Raw genomic sequence first — 16,888 nt, forward strand, 5'->3', positions numbered from 1 at the left:
CCGGTGGCCGGGAGATCGTATCGTCGGTGCGCTCGACTCATGGGGGAGGAACGGCATGCCACCGGATATCGATGTCGACGTGCAGGCGGTCCGTCGATTGGAGACAGCCGCCAAGCAGGTCGCCAGCTCGCTGGCCGCGCTGCAGGGGCAGATCCTCTCGGCCGGCGACGTGCCGTCGGGCGCCTTCGGCCATCTGCCGTTCGCCAGCGACATGCTCCGCGACAAGTACGCCGAGCAGGTCACCGGCGGCAAGGAGTTGTTCTCCGCCGCGAGCGCCGCGTTCGGCCGGGTCGCCACGGCGCTGGGCGACACGGTCGAGGCGTACGAGCACAACGAACGGGACCTCGACGCCGGGTTCAAGGCCATCCAGTCGGGGCTGCCCGGATGAGCGGCCCGGCCGGCAGCGCCGTCCAACTGTGGAACGGCCTGGACAGCGCGCTCTCCGGGGTGCAGGACGCCGTCGACAGTGTCTGCCGCACCCTGGCCTGGCCGCTGATCCAGCTCGTCGAGCTGGTCGACGGCGAGCCCGCCGTGCTGCGCGCGAAGGCCGCCGAGTGGGACGCGCTGGCCGCGCAGGTCCGCGACCTGGCGCAGGGGCACCGCGGGGCCCGGGAGTCCGCGCAGGGCGGGTGGCGCTCACCGTCCGGTGTGGCGTACGGCCAGCGGTTGGCCGAGGTGGAGCAGCAGCTCCTCGACGTCGCCGAGCAGTTCGCCGCGACCGCGGAGTACCTGCGCAGTGTCGCCGACGGCCTGCAGACCGTGCACGACGTGCTCGTGGACCTCTGCGTGGAGTTCGTGAACTTCCTCCTGGTGACGCTGGTGACGGCGTTGCTGATGGCCCCGGTGACCATGGGCGCGTCCTGGGCGGCCGGCGTGGGCGTGGCCGTGACCAGGGGCCTGATCGTGTTTTCCCGGGCTCTGAAGGTCATGCGGCCACTGGCGGCACATCTTCAGAAGGTCATCCGCCTGCTGCAGCGGGTCATGCTGTATCTGCGCAAGCTGCAGGCGCACCTGGACAAGTTGGTCAAGATGCAGGACAAGCTGCTCACCGGCCGGAAGTACGCCGACAAGCGGCACGCCGCCGGCAAGGCCGACAAGTGGTTCCACAAGATCTTCGACCCGACGAAGGGCACCTACAAGCTGGGCAAGTCGGGTTCACCGTTCGACATGGGCACCCTTGAGCGGGCCGCCGCGCTGCGGGCGCACGGGGTCGCCGACGGTGCCCGGGTGGTCGCCCGGGACTGGGCGACCCATCTGCCGTGGAACGTGCCGAACTCGGTCGTGCACGGCGTCACCTGGGGGACCGTAGCGTTGACCAGCGGGCTCTCCGTTCCCGGCAGTGAACAGGTCGGCGATCAGATCGACCAGGCGGTGCAGGGCGGGGCGGACTGGATCGACCAGAATGTCTTCGGGCAACCGCCGACGGGTCAGCCGGCGGGCCGCTAGGGAGGAACGCGTGATGTCAGGGGAACGGGGCCGCCTCGGTCGGTTCACCGACGCCGTGCTCGGCGGCGCGCGGGCCGCCCGGGACAAGGCCCGTGAGCTGCGCGACGAGTTTCGCACCAGCGACGAACCCGAACGTGCTCTCGTCGCGCCACTGCTGCCCGGGCAGGAGCTGCGCTATGTGGGGATCGGCCCGGTCCGTGCCCCGCAGACCCACAAGGCCGGTCGGCAGCTCGCCGATGTGATGGCCGACGAGTTCGTCGACTCGCTCGACCCGAAGGTGCTGTTCGGGCTACTGAACATCGTCAACCCGGTGGTCTGGGTGGACGCGGTGCTGACACCGGTCCGGATGGCCGCGGGCGTGCTGCTGCTGCCGGGCAACGCTGGCGCCCTCGCGGCGGGGGTGCCGGAGGCGGCCGAACCGGAGCCGGCCCCGCCACAGCAGCGGGCGCCTCGGGTGGTGATCCCGCTCACGCCGGAGCAGGAGGCGTTCCGCGCCCTGTTCCGGCTGAGCCTGTACCGCCCGCTGGCCGACCAGCTCGCCGAGATCGCGTACCGTCGCCGGTTCGTCTTCAGCGGCGACCTCGCGACCCTCGCCGGCAGCCTGCTGCTCTTCCTGGAGCGTTACACGGGCACACCGCTGGCGGTGACCGACACCCACCTTCACCTGCTGCGGATGGGGCCCCGCCCGGACGCCGACCGGCCCGACCGGCGTCAACCGCGGGTGCTGTGGAGCGTCGAGCGCGGCCGGGTGGCCCGGATCGACTCGGAGGGGGGCGTGGGCGGTCTGACGCGTTTCCCGTCCACCATCTTCTTCGACGACGGCTCGTGGATCCGGATCGTCAACCCGGCGACCCGCGACGACCAGTCCCGGTTCCTGACCGCTATCCGCGAGCTTGCCGGGAACCGCCCGGCGCCGTGACCCGGCCGGCGGGTCAGCCGTCGCGTTCGGGGTAGCCGACCGGCACCGCGGAGACGTCGTCCAGCGCGGTGGTGATCTCCTCGGGCAGGGTGATCCGTTCCACCGCGAGCGCGCCGAGGAGCTGCCCGACAGTGCGCGCGCCGAGGATCGGCGCTGTCACGCCGGGCCGGTCCCGGATCCAGGCCAGGGCCACCTCCAGCGGCGACACCCCCAGCCCACCGGCCGCGGTGGCCACCGCCTCCACGATGCTGGAGCAGCGCGGCTCCAGGTAGGTCGAGACGAACGGCTCGAAGTGCGGCGACGCGGCCCGGGAGTCGGCCGGACGGCCGTGCCGGTACTTGCCGGTGAGCACGCCCCGGCCCAGCGGCGACCAGGGCAGCACGCCGAGGCCGAGCGCGTCGCACGCGGGCAGCACCTCCCGCTCCACGCCCCGCTCCAGCAGCGAATACTCCACCTGGGACGCGACCACCGGCGCCCGCCCCGGCCAGGCGGTCTGCCAGGCCGCGGCCCGCGCGGTCTGCCAGCCGGAGAAGTTCGACACCCCGACGTAGCGGACCTTGCCGCTGGCCACCGCGTGGTCCAGGGCGGCCAGGGTCTCTTCGAGGGGGGTGTCCGGGTCGTACCCGTGCACCTGGAACAGGTCGACGTGGTCGGTGCCGAGCCGGCGCAGCGACGCGTCCAGCGTGCGCAGCAGGTGCCCCCGGGAGCCGTCCCGACGTCGGCCACTGCCGGGGCGTAACCCGGCCTTCGTGGCGATCAGCAGCTCCTCACGGGGGACGAGGGAGCCCAGCAGCGAGCCGATCACCGACTCGGCGTCGCCGTCGCCGTACACGTCGGCGGTGTCGATCAGGTTGCCGCCCGCGTCGAGGTAACTCTTCAGCTGAGCGGCCGCATCGTCGGCGTCGGTGTCCCGGCCCCAGGTCATGGTGCCGAGCGCGAGCCGGGAAACCGCCAGCCCGCTTCGGCCGAGCGGTCGCTGTTGCATGGGTGAACCTTATTTCGAACCTGCCGCCACGGATATCCTCGCTCCCGTATCTCTGCCGGTTCTGCCGGTTCCGCCGCCTCGGGCTGCCCCGATGGAGGGGGGATCAAAGGGGTCGAGCCGGTGATCGAGTCCGTTATCGGCATTGCGTAACCTGGGGCGACCTGTGCCACGGATGGGGGAGGACCAGTGCGACTCGGGCTCAGTCTCGGATACCAGACGGCGTGGAGCACACCGGCCGACCACCTGGCGCTGGCCCAGGAGGCGGACCGGCTGGGCTATTCGGTGGTGTGGGCGGCGGAGGCCTACGGCTCCGACTCGCCCAGCATGCTGGCCTGGATGGCCGGCCAGACCGAACGGATCGACGTCGGGGCCGCGGTGATGCAGATCCCCGCCCGTACGCCGGCGGCCACCGCCATGACCGCCGCCACCATCGACGCGCTCTCCGGCGGCCGGTTCCGGCTCGGCCTGGGTGTCTCCGGCCCGCAGGTCTCCGAGGGGTGGCACGGCGTGCGTTTCGCCAAGCCGCTGGCCCGGACCCGCGAGTTCGTCGACATCGTCAAGCTGGCCATCGCCCGCAAGGAGGTGGCGTACGACGGCGAGCACTACACGCTTCCGCTGCCGGACGGCCCGGGCAAGGCCCTGCGACTGGGCTTCCACCCACCCCGCGAGCACATACCGATCTACCTGGCCGCGGTCGGCCCGAAGAACCTGGAGTTGGCGGGCGAGATCGCCGACGGCTGGCTGGCAGTGTTCTACGCCCCGGAGTTCGCCGAGGAGCAGCTCGCCTCGGTGCGCGCCGGGCGGGCCAAGGTCGGTAAGGAGTTGGCCGGTTTCGACGTGGTGCCGTCGGTGCCCGTGGTGATCGGTGACGACGTGGCCTCCTGCGCCGAACTCGTCCGCTGGTACGCCGCGCTCTACGTGGGCGGGATGGGTAGCCGGCAGCAGAACTTCTACAACCAGCTCGCCACCCGGATGGGCTACGGTGACGCCGCCCGGGAGGTGCAGGACCTGTACCTGGCCAAGCGCCAGCGCGACGCCGCCGCCGCCGTACCCATGGAGTTCATCGACCGCACCTCGCTGCTCGGCCCGAAGGAGCGCATCGCCGAGCGGATGCGGGAGTATGCGGCGGCCGGCGTCACCACGCTGTCGGTGACCCTCTTCGTGGCCGACCGGGACAGCGGTGTGCAGACCCTGCGTACCGTCGCCGAGGCTCTCGACCTCTCGGGAGTTGGCGAGTGACCTGGGTCGAGGCAATCGTTCTGGGCATCGTCCAGGGACTGACCGAGTTCCTTCCGGTCAGCTCGTCGGGGCATCTGCGGATCACCTCGGCGATCTTCTTCGACCGCGACGCCGGCGCGTCGTTCACAGCGGTCACCCAGCTCGGCACCGAAGCGGCAGTGCTGATCTACTTCGCCAAGGACATCTGGCGGATCACCCGGACGTGGCTGGTGGGCATCCGGGACAAGTCGGTGCGCTCCAGCCTCGACTACCGGATGGGCTGGTACGTGATCGTCGGCTCGATCCCGATCGGGCTGTTCGGTTTCGTGTTCAAGGACCAGATCAAGACCGCCGGGCGCAACCTGTGGGTGGTGGCGACCACGCTCATCGTGTTCGCGTTCGTGTTGGCCTTCGCCGAGTACTGGGGGCGGCAGACCCGCACCCTGGAGAACTTCCGGATGAAGGACGGCATCGTGATGGGTTTCGCCCAGGCCATGGCGCTGGTGCCCGGGGTGTCCCGTTCCGGCGGCACCCTCACCGCCGGCCTGCTGCTCAACCTGACCCGCGAGGCGGCGGCCCGGTACTCGTTCCTGCTGGCCATCCCGGCGGTGGTGATGTCCGGCGTGTTCAGCCTCGGGGACGTGTTCGAACCGTCCGCCCCGGGCACGTCGGTACCCACGGTGGCCCAGACGATCGTTGCCACAGTCATCGCGTTCGGCATCGGTTACGCGGCCATCGCCTGGTTGTTGCGCTACGTGGCGCATCACACCCTGTACGTCTTCGTGCTGTACCGGGTGGCGCTGGGCACCCTGGTCCTGGCGCTGTTGCTGACCGGCGCTATCGACGCCACCTGACCGACCTGCCGACGGCCCTTGGCTCCGCCCGCGAGCGGCGCCGGGGGCCGCGGTCGTCGACCCGCCGCCCGCGGCGGCCCGGTGGGGAGCCCAGGTCATAGGGTGGTCACCGTGGCGACCCTCCTGCTTCTGCGACACGGCCGGACGACAGCGAACGCGGACGGCGGTCTGGCCGGCCGCCAGCCTGTCGAGCTGGACGACACCGGACGCGCCCAGGCCACAGCGGTCGGCGAGCGGCTGCGGGCGGTGCCGCTGGCCGCCGTGGTGACCAGCCCGCTGATCCGCTGCCGGCAGACCCTGGAACTGGCGCTCCCGCAGGCCACCCCGGTGGTCGAGGACGGCCTGATCGAGTGCGACTACGGCAGCTGGGAGGGGCAGCCGCTGAAGAAGCTGGCCAAGGAGCCGCTCTGGCCGGTGGTCCAACAGCACCCCAGCGCGGCGGTCTTCCCGGGTGGGGAGGCGATGGCGGCGATGGCGGCACGTGCAGTGGCGGCGGTTCGAGCCTGGGACGCCCGGGTGAACGCCGAACACGGGCCCGAGGCGGTCTGGTTGGCGTGCAGCCACGGCGATGTGATCAAGGCCATCGTGGCGGACGCGCTCGGCGTACACCTTGATGCCTTTCAGCGGATTGTGGCCGACCCGGCGTCGGTGACGGCGATCCGGTTCACGCCGCTGCGTCCGTTCGTGGTGCGGCTCAACGACACCGGTGGCGACCTGGCGGCGCTGGTGCCGCCGCCGGCCAAGCGGCGTCGGCGCGCGAACCGCGCGGCCGACTCGGACGCGGCCGTCGGCGGTGGAGCGGGTGCGTCGCGGTGAGGCGCGTCACGGCACCACCGTCGGCCGGGGCCTCGGTGCCCGCCACGCCCGGGTGTAACCCCTGGTACGCCGGGCGCGCCGCCGCTGTGGCGATTCGCGTCGGTGGGGTGCGCGATGCCAGGGCGGGCCGGATAGGGTCGTGGGTATGACCCACCAGGTGCACGCCTTCGAACCGCCGGAGCGGTTCGTCGCCGGGACTGTCGGGGCGCCAGGGGAGCGCACGTTCTTCCTGCAGGCCCGCGGCGGCGGCAGGCTGGTCAGCGTCGCGCTGGAGAAGGTCCAGGTGTCCCTGCTCGCCGAGAAGCTGGAGGAGCTGCTCACCGAGGCGCAGCGTCGCTTCGGGGTGGACCTGCCCGAGCTGGCGCCGGTGATCGGCGACAACGAGCCGCTGGACACTCCGGTCGACGAGGAGTTCCGGGTCGGGACGCTCGGTCTGGCCTTCGACGTCGACACCGCGACAGTGGTGATCGAGGCCATCGCGGCGGGCGAGGTGGAGCCCGAGGTCGAGCTGGGCGACGAGGACGACGACGAGGACGACGACGAGGACGAAGAGCCGGACGAGGACCTGGATCGGCTCCGGGTCCGGCTCACCCCGCAGGCGACCCGCCAGTTCATCGAGCGGGCCCGGCGAGTGGTCAACGCGGGCCGGCCACCGTGCCCGCTCTGCGGCCAACCGTTGGACCCCGCCGGGCACCTTTGCCCGCGGCACAACGGTTATCACCGGTGACCTCGTCCGGCCTCCAGCCTCGCCAGGACGGCGACGCCGCGCTGCGGCTGCTGCGTGATGGCGTCCTCGACCTGGAGGGTCGGCTGGTCGACGCGTCGAACACGACGCTGCGCGGCATCCTGACCCTGGACGGGTTGACCGCCCGCTGCGTCTACAAGCCGGTCCGGGGCGAGCGCCCACTCTGGGACTTCCCCGACGGCACCCTGGCCGGTCGGGAGGTCTCGGCGTACCTGGTCTCCCGGGCCACCGGATGGGACCTGGTGCCGCCCACGGTGCTGCGGGACGGCCCGTTCGGCCCCGGCTCCTGCCAGCTGTGGATCGACGAGCCGGAGGACGCCGAACCGCTCGTCGGTTTCCTGCCCGCCGGGGAGTTGCCGCCACGCTGGATCCCGATCGCCGCGGCCCAGGACGACGACGGCGCCGCGTACGCCCTCGCCCACGCCGACGACCCACGGCTGGCCCGGCTCGCGGTGCTCGACGCGGTGCTCAACAACGCCGACCGCAAGGGTGGTCACGTGCTCGTCGGCGCCGACGACCGGATCTACGGCGTGGACCACGGGGTGAGCTTCCACGTGGAGGACAAGCTGCGCACGGTGCTCTGGGGTTGGGCCGGTAAGCGGCTGCCAGCGGACGCCGTGGAGATGCTCGACGCGCTGGCCGGGCAGGTCGCCGGTGCGCTCGGCGCGGAGTTGGCCGACCATCTGACGATCAGCGAGGTGGCCGAGGTGGCCGCCCGGGTCGACCGGCTGCGCGAGACCGGATGCTTCCCCCAGCCTCCGGAGGACTGGCCGGCGATGCCCTGGCCGCCCATGTGACAGGCTGTCATCTTGATCACCCGTGGGGCGCTCCGGCGTTGTCGCCGGGCTGGCTAGGCTGATCCCATGGAGTCTTGGGCGGGACACGAGGTGCCACGGCTGCCGGGCAGGGGCGAGCCACTGGCGTTGTACGACTCGGCGCGGCAGGGTGTCCACCCGAGCGAGCCGGCCGACGCGGGAAGCATGTACGTCTGCGGCATCACCCCGTACGACGCCACGCACCTCGGCCACGCCGCCACCATGATCACGTTCGACCTGGTGCAGCGGATGTGGCGCGACGCCGGCCGCCCGGTGCGCTACGTGCAGAACGTCACCGACATTGACGACCCACTGCTGGAGCGGGCCGCCCGCGACGGCGAGGATTGGGTGGTCCTGGCGATGCGTGAGACGGCGCTGTTCCGGGAGGACATGGAGGCGCTGCGGATCATCCCGCCGGAGCACTACGTGGGCGCTGTCGAGTCGATCCCGGACATCGCCGACAAGGTCGAGGTGCTGCTCAAGGACGGCGCCGCGTACCGGCTCGACGACGGCACCGGCGACGTCTACTTCGACATCTCCGCCACGCCCCGCTTCGGCTACGAGTCGAACCTGACCCGGGAGCAGATGCTGGAGATCTTCCCCGAGCGCGGCGGCGACCCCGATCGGGCCGGGAAACGGGACCCGCTCGACCCGTTGCTGTGGCGCGGCGCCCGCGAGGGCGAGCCGTCCTGGCCGGGTGGCGAGCTGGGCCCGGGCCGCCCCGGCTGGCACATCGAGTGCGCGGTGATCGCGCTCAACCTGCTCGGCGACCGGATCGACGTGCAGGGCGGCGGCAACGACCTGCTGTTCCCGCACCACGAGGCCTCCGCCGCGCACGCCGAGCGGCTCACCGGCCAGGCGCCGTTCGCCGAGCACTACGTGCACGCCGGCATGATCGGTCTGGACGGCGAGAAGATGTCCAAGTCCCGCGGCAACCTGGTCTTCGTGTCCCGGCTGCGCGCCGACAAGGTCGACCCGATGGCGATCCGGCTGGCGCTGATCTCCGGTCACTACCGCAGCGACCGCACCTGGACCGACGACCTGCTCACCGCCGCGTACGAGCGCCTGGACCGTTGGCGGCGGGCCGCCGCCGCGCCCGCCGGGCCGTCCGGGGCTGAGCTGCTGGCCGAGGTACGCGCACGTCTGGCCGACGACCTGGACACTCCCGGAGCCCTGGCCGCGGCCGACCGTTGGGCCGAGGCCACCCTCGCCGGCGCCACCGACGACCCCGACGCGCCAGCCCTCTTCGCGAAGACTGTCGACGCCCTCCTGGGCATCCGCCTCTGACCGTGCGTTTAGCTCTGCCGTGATCGACTCGGGTTCCTGGATGTCGGGGTGTCCCGGCCGGTGCGATGCCCCGGTTTCCAGGAAGCCGAGTCGATCAGCGCATCACGGAATGAACGCCACCTCGGGGAAGGCCCGGCTCGGGCCGCTCAGGAGATGACCGCCCCGGTGCCGCAGGTGCAGGTCGAAGAACGCCAGCGGGTACGCCTGCCCGATACGGACCGCGCGGGCGGGGTCGAGAGTGCCGACCCAGCCGACGAGTTCCTCATCGCTCATCCCGATGATCCGTGCCAACTGCGGCACGAGCCACTGATTGTCGCCGTACGACGAGTGCACCACCCCCGCAGCCTGGACGTTCAGCCGCCATCCATGAAGGTGCGTGAAGAACTCGGCGACGGCGGGCTCCGCGGCCCGGGTGAACTCCGCCGTCATCAACATGAACGGCCGGTGCAGGTCGGTGGGCAGCGGCTGCGACTGCATCGGGCCGTCGAGGCTCAGCCCTGCCCGGACCCGCCGGTCGGTGCCCATGGTCAGGGCCGTCGCGGTGCCGCCCTTCGACCAGCCAAACATGCCGACCCGGCTCAGATCGAGGGCGGCGCCCAGCCCAGGTGGCAGCGGCGCGTGCGCGACGTCGGGGTTGCCCCCGGCCGCGAGAACGGCGATTTGGTCGAGAACGAACCGGACGTCGCGCGTGTAGGTCCACGGGGTGGCGTCGAAGTCGTCCTCCCGGACGGTGACCCGGCCGTCGGGGAACTCGCTGAACCCGTCGTACGTGTGGTCCACAGTGACGACCACGTACCCGTGGCTGGCGAGTTCCTGCACCACGATCGTGGTGTCCGAACGGTGGCTGCCGGCGCCGTGCGAGTAGAGAACCACCGGTAACCGCCGACCCGGATGCCGCACCGGCGCGCCCTCGTGACCGGCCGTCAGTGGCGCCAGCGCGGCGTCGGGGGAGAAGCCGGCGGAGCCCAGCAGCATGCGCATCGACGCGGCGGTCATCCAGGGGGCGAGCGGATGATTCCGGACGTCCCGGGCGGGATACCAGACGCTCACCATCAGCTCCCGGTGCCGCCCCGGCCCCGCCAGCGGCTCCGGTCGGGAACGGTCGACCAGATGCAGCGCCACCGTACCCACCCGGTGGGGCCCGGTCGGCCGGGGCAGGGTGAGCCGGACCGGGCCCCGACCGGCCGTGGCGGCCACGGCGCGGCCGTCGACACCGGCAATCCCCATCGGTACGCCGACCCCGGCCACCAGCGCGGCTCCGACAACTCGACGGCGTGTCAGTCCCCGTCCACCGACGGGCTTCACGGTTCGCATCGATCTACCTCCAGAGGGTCGCTCGACGCCGGGACCGAGCCGCCCGACCATCGAGCAATACACACGCAGTATATATACTGAGTGTATAGATGCAACGGCTTCGCCCGCGCTCAGCCCGTTCCACCCAACCCGACCCACCCCGCCCTGGCCCCACCCGCCCTCGCCCGGCCTGGCCCTCGCCCGGCCTGGCCCTCGCCCGGCCTGGCCCTCGCCCGGCCTGGCCCCACGCGGCCTCGCTCGGCTCACCCAACCCGCCCCGCCCAGTCCTTGCCCTGCCCTCTCCACGTCGATCATGGAGTCGTGGTGCCTGGTTCCTGGTGCTATGCACCTTTCGTGAGGCACCATAACTCCATGATCGACGGCGCTCGGGGTGTGATGAGCCCCTTGCGCCCCGAAACCCGCCGCACTGGCGCGGATCTTGCGGTTTCTGTCCCGTCAAAAGGGGTGGAACGGGGCATAGAGGCGACAGTATCTGCAAGATCGGCAGGGCAGGGCAGGGCAGGGCAGGGCAGGGCAGGGCAGGGCAGGGCAGGGCAGGGCAGGGCAGGGCAGGGCAGGGCAGGGCAGGGCAGGGCAGGGCGGGGCGGGGCGGCTTCGAGGGTGGGGCGGGGTGGCGGCTAGCCCAGGACCAGGCCGGGGTCGGGTTCCGGGTCGGGGGTCGGGCCGGGGATCTTGTACTCCTCGGTGAGGGTGGTCATGGGGCCGGGCCAGGTCGCCTGGGACACCTCGATCGGCTTGCGGTGCGCGTCGTACGCGATGTGCAGCAGGTGCAGCACCGGGGTGTCGGGCCGGATCTGGAGGGTCTCGGCCTCCTCCCGGCTCGGCTGGCGGGCGCTGATCGTGTCGGTGGCTGAGGCGTACCGCCGTCCGGTCGCTTCCTCGGCCTCCTGGTAGAGCGGCCGGCCGAACGCCTCGGTGCGCTCCAGCGAAGTGCCGGCGGTGTCGCGGGGCAGGAACCAGGAGGCGCCGACCTCGACGGGGGAGTCGTCGGTGCGGACGAGGTGCCGCCGGCAGAGCAGGTTGGTGCCGTCGGACACGCCGAAGGCGTCGGCCACCTCGGCGGGGGCGGGGGCGTGCCCCACGGAGACGAGCTGTTGACGGTATCGGGCGGCCAGGTCGGCGTGGTAGCCGCGGAAGCCGCCGTACCGGCCCCGGGAGAGGCGGTTGAGGCGGCGGCGGGTGCCTCGGACGTACGTACCGGAGCCGGGTTTGGTGATCAGGATGCCCTCGACCCGCAGCTGGTCGACGGCGCGTTGCACTGTCTGCTTGGCGACGCCGAACATTTCGGCGATGGCCGGGATGGACGGCAGCCGCTCGCCCGGCCCCCAGTCGCCCCGGCGGACCTGGGCCTTGAGCTGCGCGGCGATCTGTCGGTGCGGGAACTCGGCGGCCCCGGGATTGATCTGCACACTCGCCTCCTTGATCACATCTAGGTTCCTAGGATGCCCTAGCGGGTGTGACGGTGCCACCCCGGACACGCGAAAACGGGCCCCCGGACCACAAAGGTCCGAAGGCCCGCGGCCGAACAGTGCTACCAGGAACCGGCGGTGGGGCCGGCCGAACCGCCCCGGCGGCGCAGGTACTTCTCGAACTCCTGGGCGATCTCGTCACCGGTCAACGGGGTGATCCCCTCGTCGCCGACCCGTTCTTCGAGCTCGCGGACGTACTCGCCCAGCTCGGCGTCCTGCTCCGCGGCACTGCGCACCCGCTGCTCCCACTCGGCGGACTCCTCGGCCAGGTCGGCCATCGGCACCGGCAGGTCGACGACCTCCTCGACCCGGTGCAGCAGGGCGAGGGTGGCCTTCGGGCAGGGCGGGTTGTTGGCGTAGTGCGGCACGTGCACCCAGAACGAGACGGCGTCCACCTCGGCGCGGGTGCACGCGTCGTGCAGCACGCCGACGATGCCGGTCGGCCCGTCGTAACGGGTGGGGGTGAGCTGGTAGCGCTCGGCGGCCTGCGCGTCGGAGGCGCTGCCGCTGATCGGCAGCGGCCGGGTGTACGGCACGTCGGCCAGCAACGCGCCGAGCAGCACCACCCGTTCCACCTCCAGGCTGTGGCAGATCTCCAACACCTGCTCGCAGAACGTCCGCCAACGCATGCTCGGCTCGATGCCGCGGATCAGCACCACGTCGCGGTCGGTGCCCTCCGGGCTGGCGACCATGAACCGGGTCGTCGGCCACTCCACCCGTCGGGTCTCCCCGTCCGCCATGGTGATGGTGGGCCGGCTGACCTGGAAGTCGTAGAAGTCCTCCGGATCCAGCTCGGCGATCTGCCGGGCGTTCCAGACCTGCTCCAGGTGCTCGACCGCGGCGGTGGACGCGTCGGCGGCGTCGTTCCAGCCCTCGAACGCGGCGATCGCCACCGGGGACCGCAGCACCGGCAGTCCGTCGAACTCGGTCACGCCGTCACCTCACCCTGCTCGTCGCGGCTGGCGCCGGGACCGCGCCCGGTCGTCATACCGTGTGGCACGGCGGCGTCCCTGTTGTCCTTCACGTCCGCCAGCCTACGTGCAGGGCGAGGGTGCGGCCCGTCGGCCGCGCCGGTCGGCCGCTCCGGCAGCACGTCATACCCGAACGAACCGGACATGGTGATCCCCGTGACACAATATGGGATCGCTCGAGGACGGTCGTGGAGTCCGACCGAATCGCACTAACCTGAATGAGTGCGGACTTCATTGATGGATGTGCTGGCTGATCGCATTCTCATCGCCGACGGCGCGATGGGCACGATGCTCCAGGCCGCGGACCTCACGCTCGACGACTTCGACGGGCTGGAGGGGTGCAACGAGATCCTCAACGTCACCCGCCCGGACGTGGTGCGTGGGGTGCACGACGCCTACCTGGCAGTCGGTGCCGACTGCGTGGAGACCAACACCTTCGGGGCCAACCTCGCCAACCTCGCCGAGTACGACATCCCGCACCGGATCCGTGAGTTGTCCGAGGCGGGCGCCAGGATCGCGCGGGAGGCCGCCGACGCGGCCAGCACCCCGCAGCGGCCCCGGTTCGTGCTCGGCTCGATCGGGCCGGGCACCAAGCTCCCCACCCTCGGGCACGCCGCCTACTCGACGCTGCGCGACGCCTATCAGGAGAACGCCGCGGGTCTGATCGTCGGCGGCGCGGACGCGCTGATCATCGAGACCTGCCAGGACCTGCTCCAGGTCAAGGCTGCGGTGGTCGGGTCGAAGCGGGCGATGGCCGAGCTGGGCCAGTCGGTGCCGATCATCTGTCACGTGGCGGTGGAGACCACCGGCACGATGCTGGTCGGCAGCGAGATCGGTGCGGCCCTCGCCGCTATCGAGCCGCTCGGCGTGGACCTGATCGGGCTCAACTGCTCGACCGGCCCGGCCGAGATGAGCGAGCACCTGCGCTACCTGTCGCAGCACTCCCGCATCCCGCTGTCGGTGATGCCGAACGCCGGCCTGCCGGTGCTGACCGCCGACGGGGCGTACTTCCCGCTGACTCCCGTGGAGCTGGCCGAGGCCCTGGAGCGGTTCATCACCGAGTACGGCGTGGGGCTGGTCGGTGGCTGCTGCGGCACCACCCCGGAGCACATCCGGGTGCTGGCCGAGCGGCTGCACGGCGTCACCGCCCCGGCCCGCGAGCCCCAACACGAGGCGGGCGTCTCCTCGGTGTACCACCCGGTGCCGTTCGCCCAGGACGCGTCGGTGCTGATGGTGGGGGAGCGGACCAACGCCAACGGTTCGAAGGCGTTCCGGGAGGCGATGCTCGCCGGTGACTGGCGGGCCTGTGTGGAGATCGCCCGCAGCCAGGCGCGCGACGGCTCGCACCTGCTCGACCTGTGCGTCGACTACGTCGGCCGCGACGGCACCCAGGACATGCGGGAGCTGGCCGGTCGGTTCGCCACCGCGTCGACGCTGCCGATCATGCTGGACTCCACCGAACCGAACGTGGTGGAGGCCGGCTTGGAGATGCTCGGCGGCCGCTGTGTGGTCAACTCGGTGAACTTCGAGGACGGCGACGGCCCCGAGTCGCGGTACGCGCGGGTGATGCCGATCGTCCGTGAGCATGGCGCGGCGGTGGTGGCGCTGCTCATCGACGAGGAGGGCCAGGCCCGTACCCAGGAGTGGAAGGTCCGGGTCGCGGCGCGGTTGATCGACGACCTGACCGGCCGGTGGGGTGTGGACCGCTCCGACATCCTGATCGACGCGCTGACCTTTCCGATCGCCACCGGCCAGGAGGAGACCCGCCGCGACGGTATCGAGACGATCGAGGCGATCCGGGAGATCTCCCGCCGCTACCCCGGTGTCAACTTCACACTGGGCATCTCGAACATCTCGTTCGGGCTCAACCCGGCGGCCCGGCAGGTGCTCAACTCGGTGTTCCTGCACGAGTGCGTGCAGGCCGGCCTGACGTCGGCGATCGTGCACGCCAGCAAGATCCTGCCGATGTCGAAGATCCCCGACGAGCAGCGGGAGGTCGCCCTGGACCTGGTCTACGACAGGCGTCGCGAGGGGTACGACCCGGTGCAGCGGTTCCTGGAGCTCTTCGAGGGCGTCGACGTGACCAGCGCCCGGGCCAGCCGCGCCCAGGAGTTGGCGGCGCTGCCGCTGGACGAGCGGCTCAAGCGGCGGATCATCGACGGTGAGCGCAACGGCCTGGAGGCCGACCTGGACGAGGCGATGGTCGGCGGTCGCTCCCCGTTGTCGATCATCAACGACATCCTGCTGGACGGCATGAAGGTGGTCGGTGAGCTGTTCGGCTCCGGCCAGATGCAGTTGCCGTTCGTGCTCCAGTCCGCCGAGGTGATGAAGACCGCTGTGGCCTACCTGGAGCCGCACATGGAGACCGCTGAGGACGGCGGCAAGGGCCGCATCGTGCTCGCCACCGTCCGCGGCGACGTGCACGACATCGGCAAGAACCTGGTCGACATCATCCTGTCCAACAACGGCTACGAGGTGGTGAACATCGGCATCAAGCAGCCGATAAGCGCCATCCTGGACGCCGCCGAACAGCACCGCGCCGACGCGATCGGCATGTCCGGGCTGCTGGTGAAGAGCACCGTCATCATGAAGGAGAACCTGGCCGAGATGGCCACCCGCGGGGTAGCGGAGCGTTGGCCCGTCCTGCTGGGTGGGGCGGCGCTGACCCGCGCGTACGTCGAGGACGACCTGCGCTCGATGTTCCCCGGGCAGGTGCACTACGCGCGGGACGCGTTCGAGGGTCTGTCCCTGATGGACCGGGTGATGACCGCCAAGCGTGGCGGCGCCCCGGTGATCGACCCCGAGCGGGAGGCGGCTCTCGCGGCCCGGCGGGCCCGCCGGGAACGGCAGCGCTCAATGGTCACCACGTCGTTGCCGGAGCTGCACGACTCCTCGGTCCGCTCCGACGTGGCCGCCGACGTGGCGGTGCCCACCCCGCCGTTCTTCGGCACCCGGGTCGTCAAGGGCGTGCCGATGGCCGACTACGCGGCGCTGCTCGACGAGCGGGCCACCTTCTCCGGGCAGTGGGGGCTGCGCGGCGTCCGGGGCGGCAGCGGACCCTCCTACGAGGAACTGGTCGAGACCGAGGGCCGGCCGCGGCTGCGGTACTGGCTGGACCGGCTGATCGCCGACCAGGTCCTTGAGGCAGCAGTGGTGTACGGCTACTTCCCCGCGTACTCCGAAGGCAATGACCTGGTGGTGCTCGACGAGAACGGGCACGCGGAGCGCGCCCGGTTCTCGTTCCCCCGGCAGCGGCAGGAGCGGCGGCTCTGCCTGGCGGACTTCTTCAGGCCCCAGGGCGACCAGCTCGATGTGGTGGCGTTGCAACTGGTCACCGTAGGCCAGCCGGTCAGCGAGTACGCGGCGAAGCTGTTCGCCCGCAACGAATACCGCGACTACCTGGAGGTGCACGGGCTCTCCGTGCAGCTCACCGAGGCTCTCGCCGAATACTGGCACCAGCGCATCCGCGCCGAGATGACACTGCCCGACGGTCGTCCGCTGGGGCACGACGACCCGGCGGACCTGGCCGGCATCCTGCACAACGACTACCGGGGCTGCCGGTACGCGTTCGGCTACCCGGCCTGTCCCGACCTGGAAGACCGGGCGAAGATCATGGATCTGCTCGGCGCGGACCGGATCGGGGTCGAGCTGTCCGAGGAGTTCCAGCTCATGCCGGAGCAGGCCACCGACGCGATAGTGGTCCACCACCCGGAGGCCAACTACTTCAACGCCAAGTAACTGGCGCAGATGGCCTGACCTGCACCTGAGGTCGTCCGGAAGGCCGCTACCGGGCCGCGCGGCCACGAGCCCGCGCGGCGTAGGGGAGCGCATGCCGGCCGCGTCGGCGAACTGGCGGCCGCCGGTGGCGGGGTTGCGGTTACTCGCCTCCGGCGGGGGTGCTCGGGCTCCGAGAGGGTTACAACCCCGTCGGCGTGTTGCGGTCCGTGGGTGGTTGCGCGAGCCATCCCGCCTGCCACCAAACCGGGGCAGGCCGAGCAGTGGCGGCCGGCAATTCAGGAGATGGAGAAGTGCCGCGACAAGTACTACGA

Annotated in this window: 14 protein-coding genes; 10 read left to right on the forward strand and 4 right to left on the reverse strand. The window is 71.3% G+C overall.

The window, feature by feature from the left end; translation table 11 throughout:
* The first annotated feature begins 55 nt into the window (after window positions 1-55).
* Genes AB0B98_RS18425 through AB0B98_RS18435 form a run of 3 tightly spaced genes read left to right on the forward strand, consistent with a single transcriptional unit; the run spans window position 56 to window position 2,365 of the window.
* Window positions 56-388, forward strand: coding sequence for a hypothetical protein (locus AB0B98_RS18425; RefSeq protein ID WP_238672166.1), 333 nt, complete (start codon window positions 56-58; stop codon window positions 386-388).
* Window positions 385-1,446, forward strand: coding sequence for a WXG100 family type VII secretion target (locus AB0B98_RS18430; protein ID WP_357363986.1), 1,062 nt, complete (start codon window positions 385-387; stop codon window positions 1,444-1,446). The genes AB0B98_RS18425 and AB0B98_RS18430 overlap by 4 nt, the downstream gene beginning before the upstream one ends.
* Before the next feature lie 13 nt (window positions 1,447-1,459).
* Window positions 1,460-2,365 carry a hypothetical protein gene (locus tag AB0B98_RS18435; protein WP_357363988.1) on the forward strand — a complete coding sequence of 302 codons (906 nt, stop codon included), beginning with the start codon at window positions 1,460-1,462 and terminating at the stop codon, window positions 2,363-2,365.
* 13 nt (window positions 2,366-2,378) lie between these two features.
* Here the strand turns inward: AB0B98_RS18435 and AB0B98_RS18440 are convergent, their stop codons facing one another.
* Entirely contained in the window at window positions 2,379-3,350 is a 972-nt protein-coding gene (locus AB0B98_RS18440) for an aldo/keto reductase (protein WP_238672169.1), read from the reverse strand.
* A gap of 186 nt (window positions 3,351-3,536) precedes the next feature.
* Here AB0B98_RS18440 and AB0B98_RS18445 point away from each other — a divergent pair, with 186 nt between their 5' ends.
* The 6 genes from AB0B98_RS18445 to mshC all read left to right on the forward strand — a co-directional run bounded on the left by AB0B98_RS18445 (window position 3,537) and on the right by mshC (window position 9,085).
* Window positions 3,537-4,589 (forward strand): LLM class F420-dependent oxidoreductase, encoded by a 1,053-nt coding sequence (locus AB0B98_RS18445; protein WP_030332780.1) that lies wholly within the window; start codon window positions 3,537-3,539, stop codon window positions 4,587-4,589.
* The gene (locus AB0B98_RS18450; protein WP_238672170.1) at window positions 4,586-5,422 is read left to right on the forward strand and encodes an undecaprenyl-diphosphate phosphatase; all 837 of its coding nucleotides are present in this window, start codon (window positions 4,586-4,588) and stop codon (window positions 5,420-5,422) included. The genes AB0B98_RS18445 and AB0B98_RS18450 overlap by 4 nt, the downstream gene beginning before the upstream one ends.
* Before the next feature lie 102 nt (window positions 5,423-5,524).
* Window positions 5,525-6,238 (forward strand): histidine phosphatase family protein, encoded by a 714-nt coding sequence (locus tag AB0B98_RS18455; RefSeq protein ID WP_357363990.1) that lies wholly within the window; start codon window positions 5,525-5,527, stop codon window positions 6,236-6,238.
* 145 nt (window positions 6,239-6,383) lie between these two features.
* The gene (locus AB0B98_RS18460) at window positions 6,384-6,965 is read left to right on the forward strand and encodes a DUF3090 domain-containing protein (RefSeq protein ID WP_238672182.1); all 582 of its coding nucleotides are present in this window, start codon (window positions 6,384-6,386) and stop codon (window positions 6,963-6,965) included.
* The gene (locus AB0B98_RS18465) at window positions 6,962-7,780 is read left to right on the forward strand and encodes an SCO1664 family protein (RefSeq protein ID WP_357363993.1); all 819 of its coding nucleotides are present in this window, start codon (window positions 6,962-6,964) and stop codon (window positions 7,778-7,780) included. Before AB0B98_RS18460 ends, AB0B98_RS18465 begins: the two co-directional genes overlap by 4 nt.
* 66 nt (window positions 7,781-7,846) lie before the next feature.
* On the forward strand, window positions 7,847-9,085 hold the full coding sequence (gene mshC / locus AB0B98_RS18470) for a cysteine--1-D-myo-inosityl 2-amino-2-deoxy-alpha-D-glucopyranoside ligase (protein WP_357363995.1): 1,239 nt from the start codon (window positions 7,847-7,849) through the stop codon (window positions 9,083-9,085).
* Between the two features lie 102 nt (window positions 9,086-9,187).
* Here the strand turns inward: mshC and AB0B98_RS18475 are convergent, their stop codons facing one another.
* From AB0B98_RS18475 to AB0B98_RS18485, 3 genes are all read right to left on the reverse strand, one after another.
* Window positions 9,188-10,399: an acetylhydrolase gene (locus AB0B98_RS18475; protein ID WP_357363997.1), complete on the reverse strand. Its 1,212-nt coding sequence runs from the start codon at window positions 10,397-10,399 to the stop codon at window positions 9,188-9,190.
* Window positions 10,400-11,016: 617 nt separating this feature from the next.
* Window positions 11,017-11,808 (reverse strand): GntR family transcriptional regulator, encoded by a 792-nt coding sequence (locus AB0B98_RS18480; protein ID WP_357363999.1) that lies wholly within the window; start codon window positions 11,806-11,808, stop codon window positions 11,017-11,019.
* A gap of 122 nt (window positions 11,809-11,930) precedes the next feature.
* Window positions 11,931-12,800 (reverse strand): PAC2 family protein, encoded by an 870-nt coding sequence (locus AB0B98_RS18485; RefSeq protein ID WP_030332815.1) that lies wholly within the window; start codon window positions 12,798-12,800, stop codon window positions 11,931-11,933.
* A 261-nt stretch (window positions 12,801-13,061) separates the two neighbouring features.
* Between AB0B98_RS18485 and metH the strand changes: the two genes are divergently transcribed.
* Window positions 13,062-16,577 (forward strand): methionine synthase, encoded by a 3,516-nt coding sequence (metH, locus tag AB0B98_RS18490; protein WP_357364001.1) that lies wholly within the window; start codon window positions 13,062-13,064, stop codon window positions 16,575-16,577.
* The last annotated feature ends 311 nt before the right edge of the window (window positions 16,578-16,888 follow it).

Origin of the sequence: Micromonospora sp. NPDC048947 (assembly GCF_040649495.1) — a bacterium.
GTDB lineage: Bacteria > Actinomycetota > Actinomycetes > Mycobacteriales > Micromonosporaceae > Micromonospora > Micromonospora alfalfae.

Coding starts and splice junctions, on each gene's coding strand:
- AB0B98_RS18440 (WP_238672169.1), bottom strand. CDS start 3,350: ATGCAACAGCGACCGCTCGGCCGAAGCGGGCTGGCGGTTTCCCGGCTC.
- AB0B98_RS18430 (WP_357363986.1), top strand. CDS start 385: ATGAGCGGCCCGGCCGGCAGCGCCGTCCAACTGTGGAACGGCCTGGAC.
- AB0B98_RS18435 (WP_357363988.1), top strand. CDS start 1,460: ATGTCAGGGGAACGGGGCCGCCTCGGTCGGTTCACCGACGCCGTGCTC.
- AB0B98_RS18460 (WP_238672182.1), top strand. CDS start 6,384: ATGACCCACCAGGTGCACGCCTTCGAACCGCCGGAGCGGTTCGTCGCC.
- AB0B98_RS18475 (WP_357363997.1), bottom strand. CDS start 10,399: ATGCGAACCGTGAAGCCCGTCGGTGGACGGGGACTGACACGCCGTCGA.
- AB0B98_RS18425 (WP_238672166.1), top strand. CDS start 56: ATGCCACCGGATATCGATGTCGACGTGCAGGCGGTCCGTCGATTGGAG.
- mshC (WP_357363995.1), top strand. CDS start 7,847: ATGGAGTCTTGGGCGGGACACGAGGTGCCACGGCTGCCGGGCAGGGGC.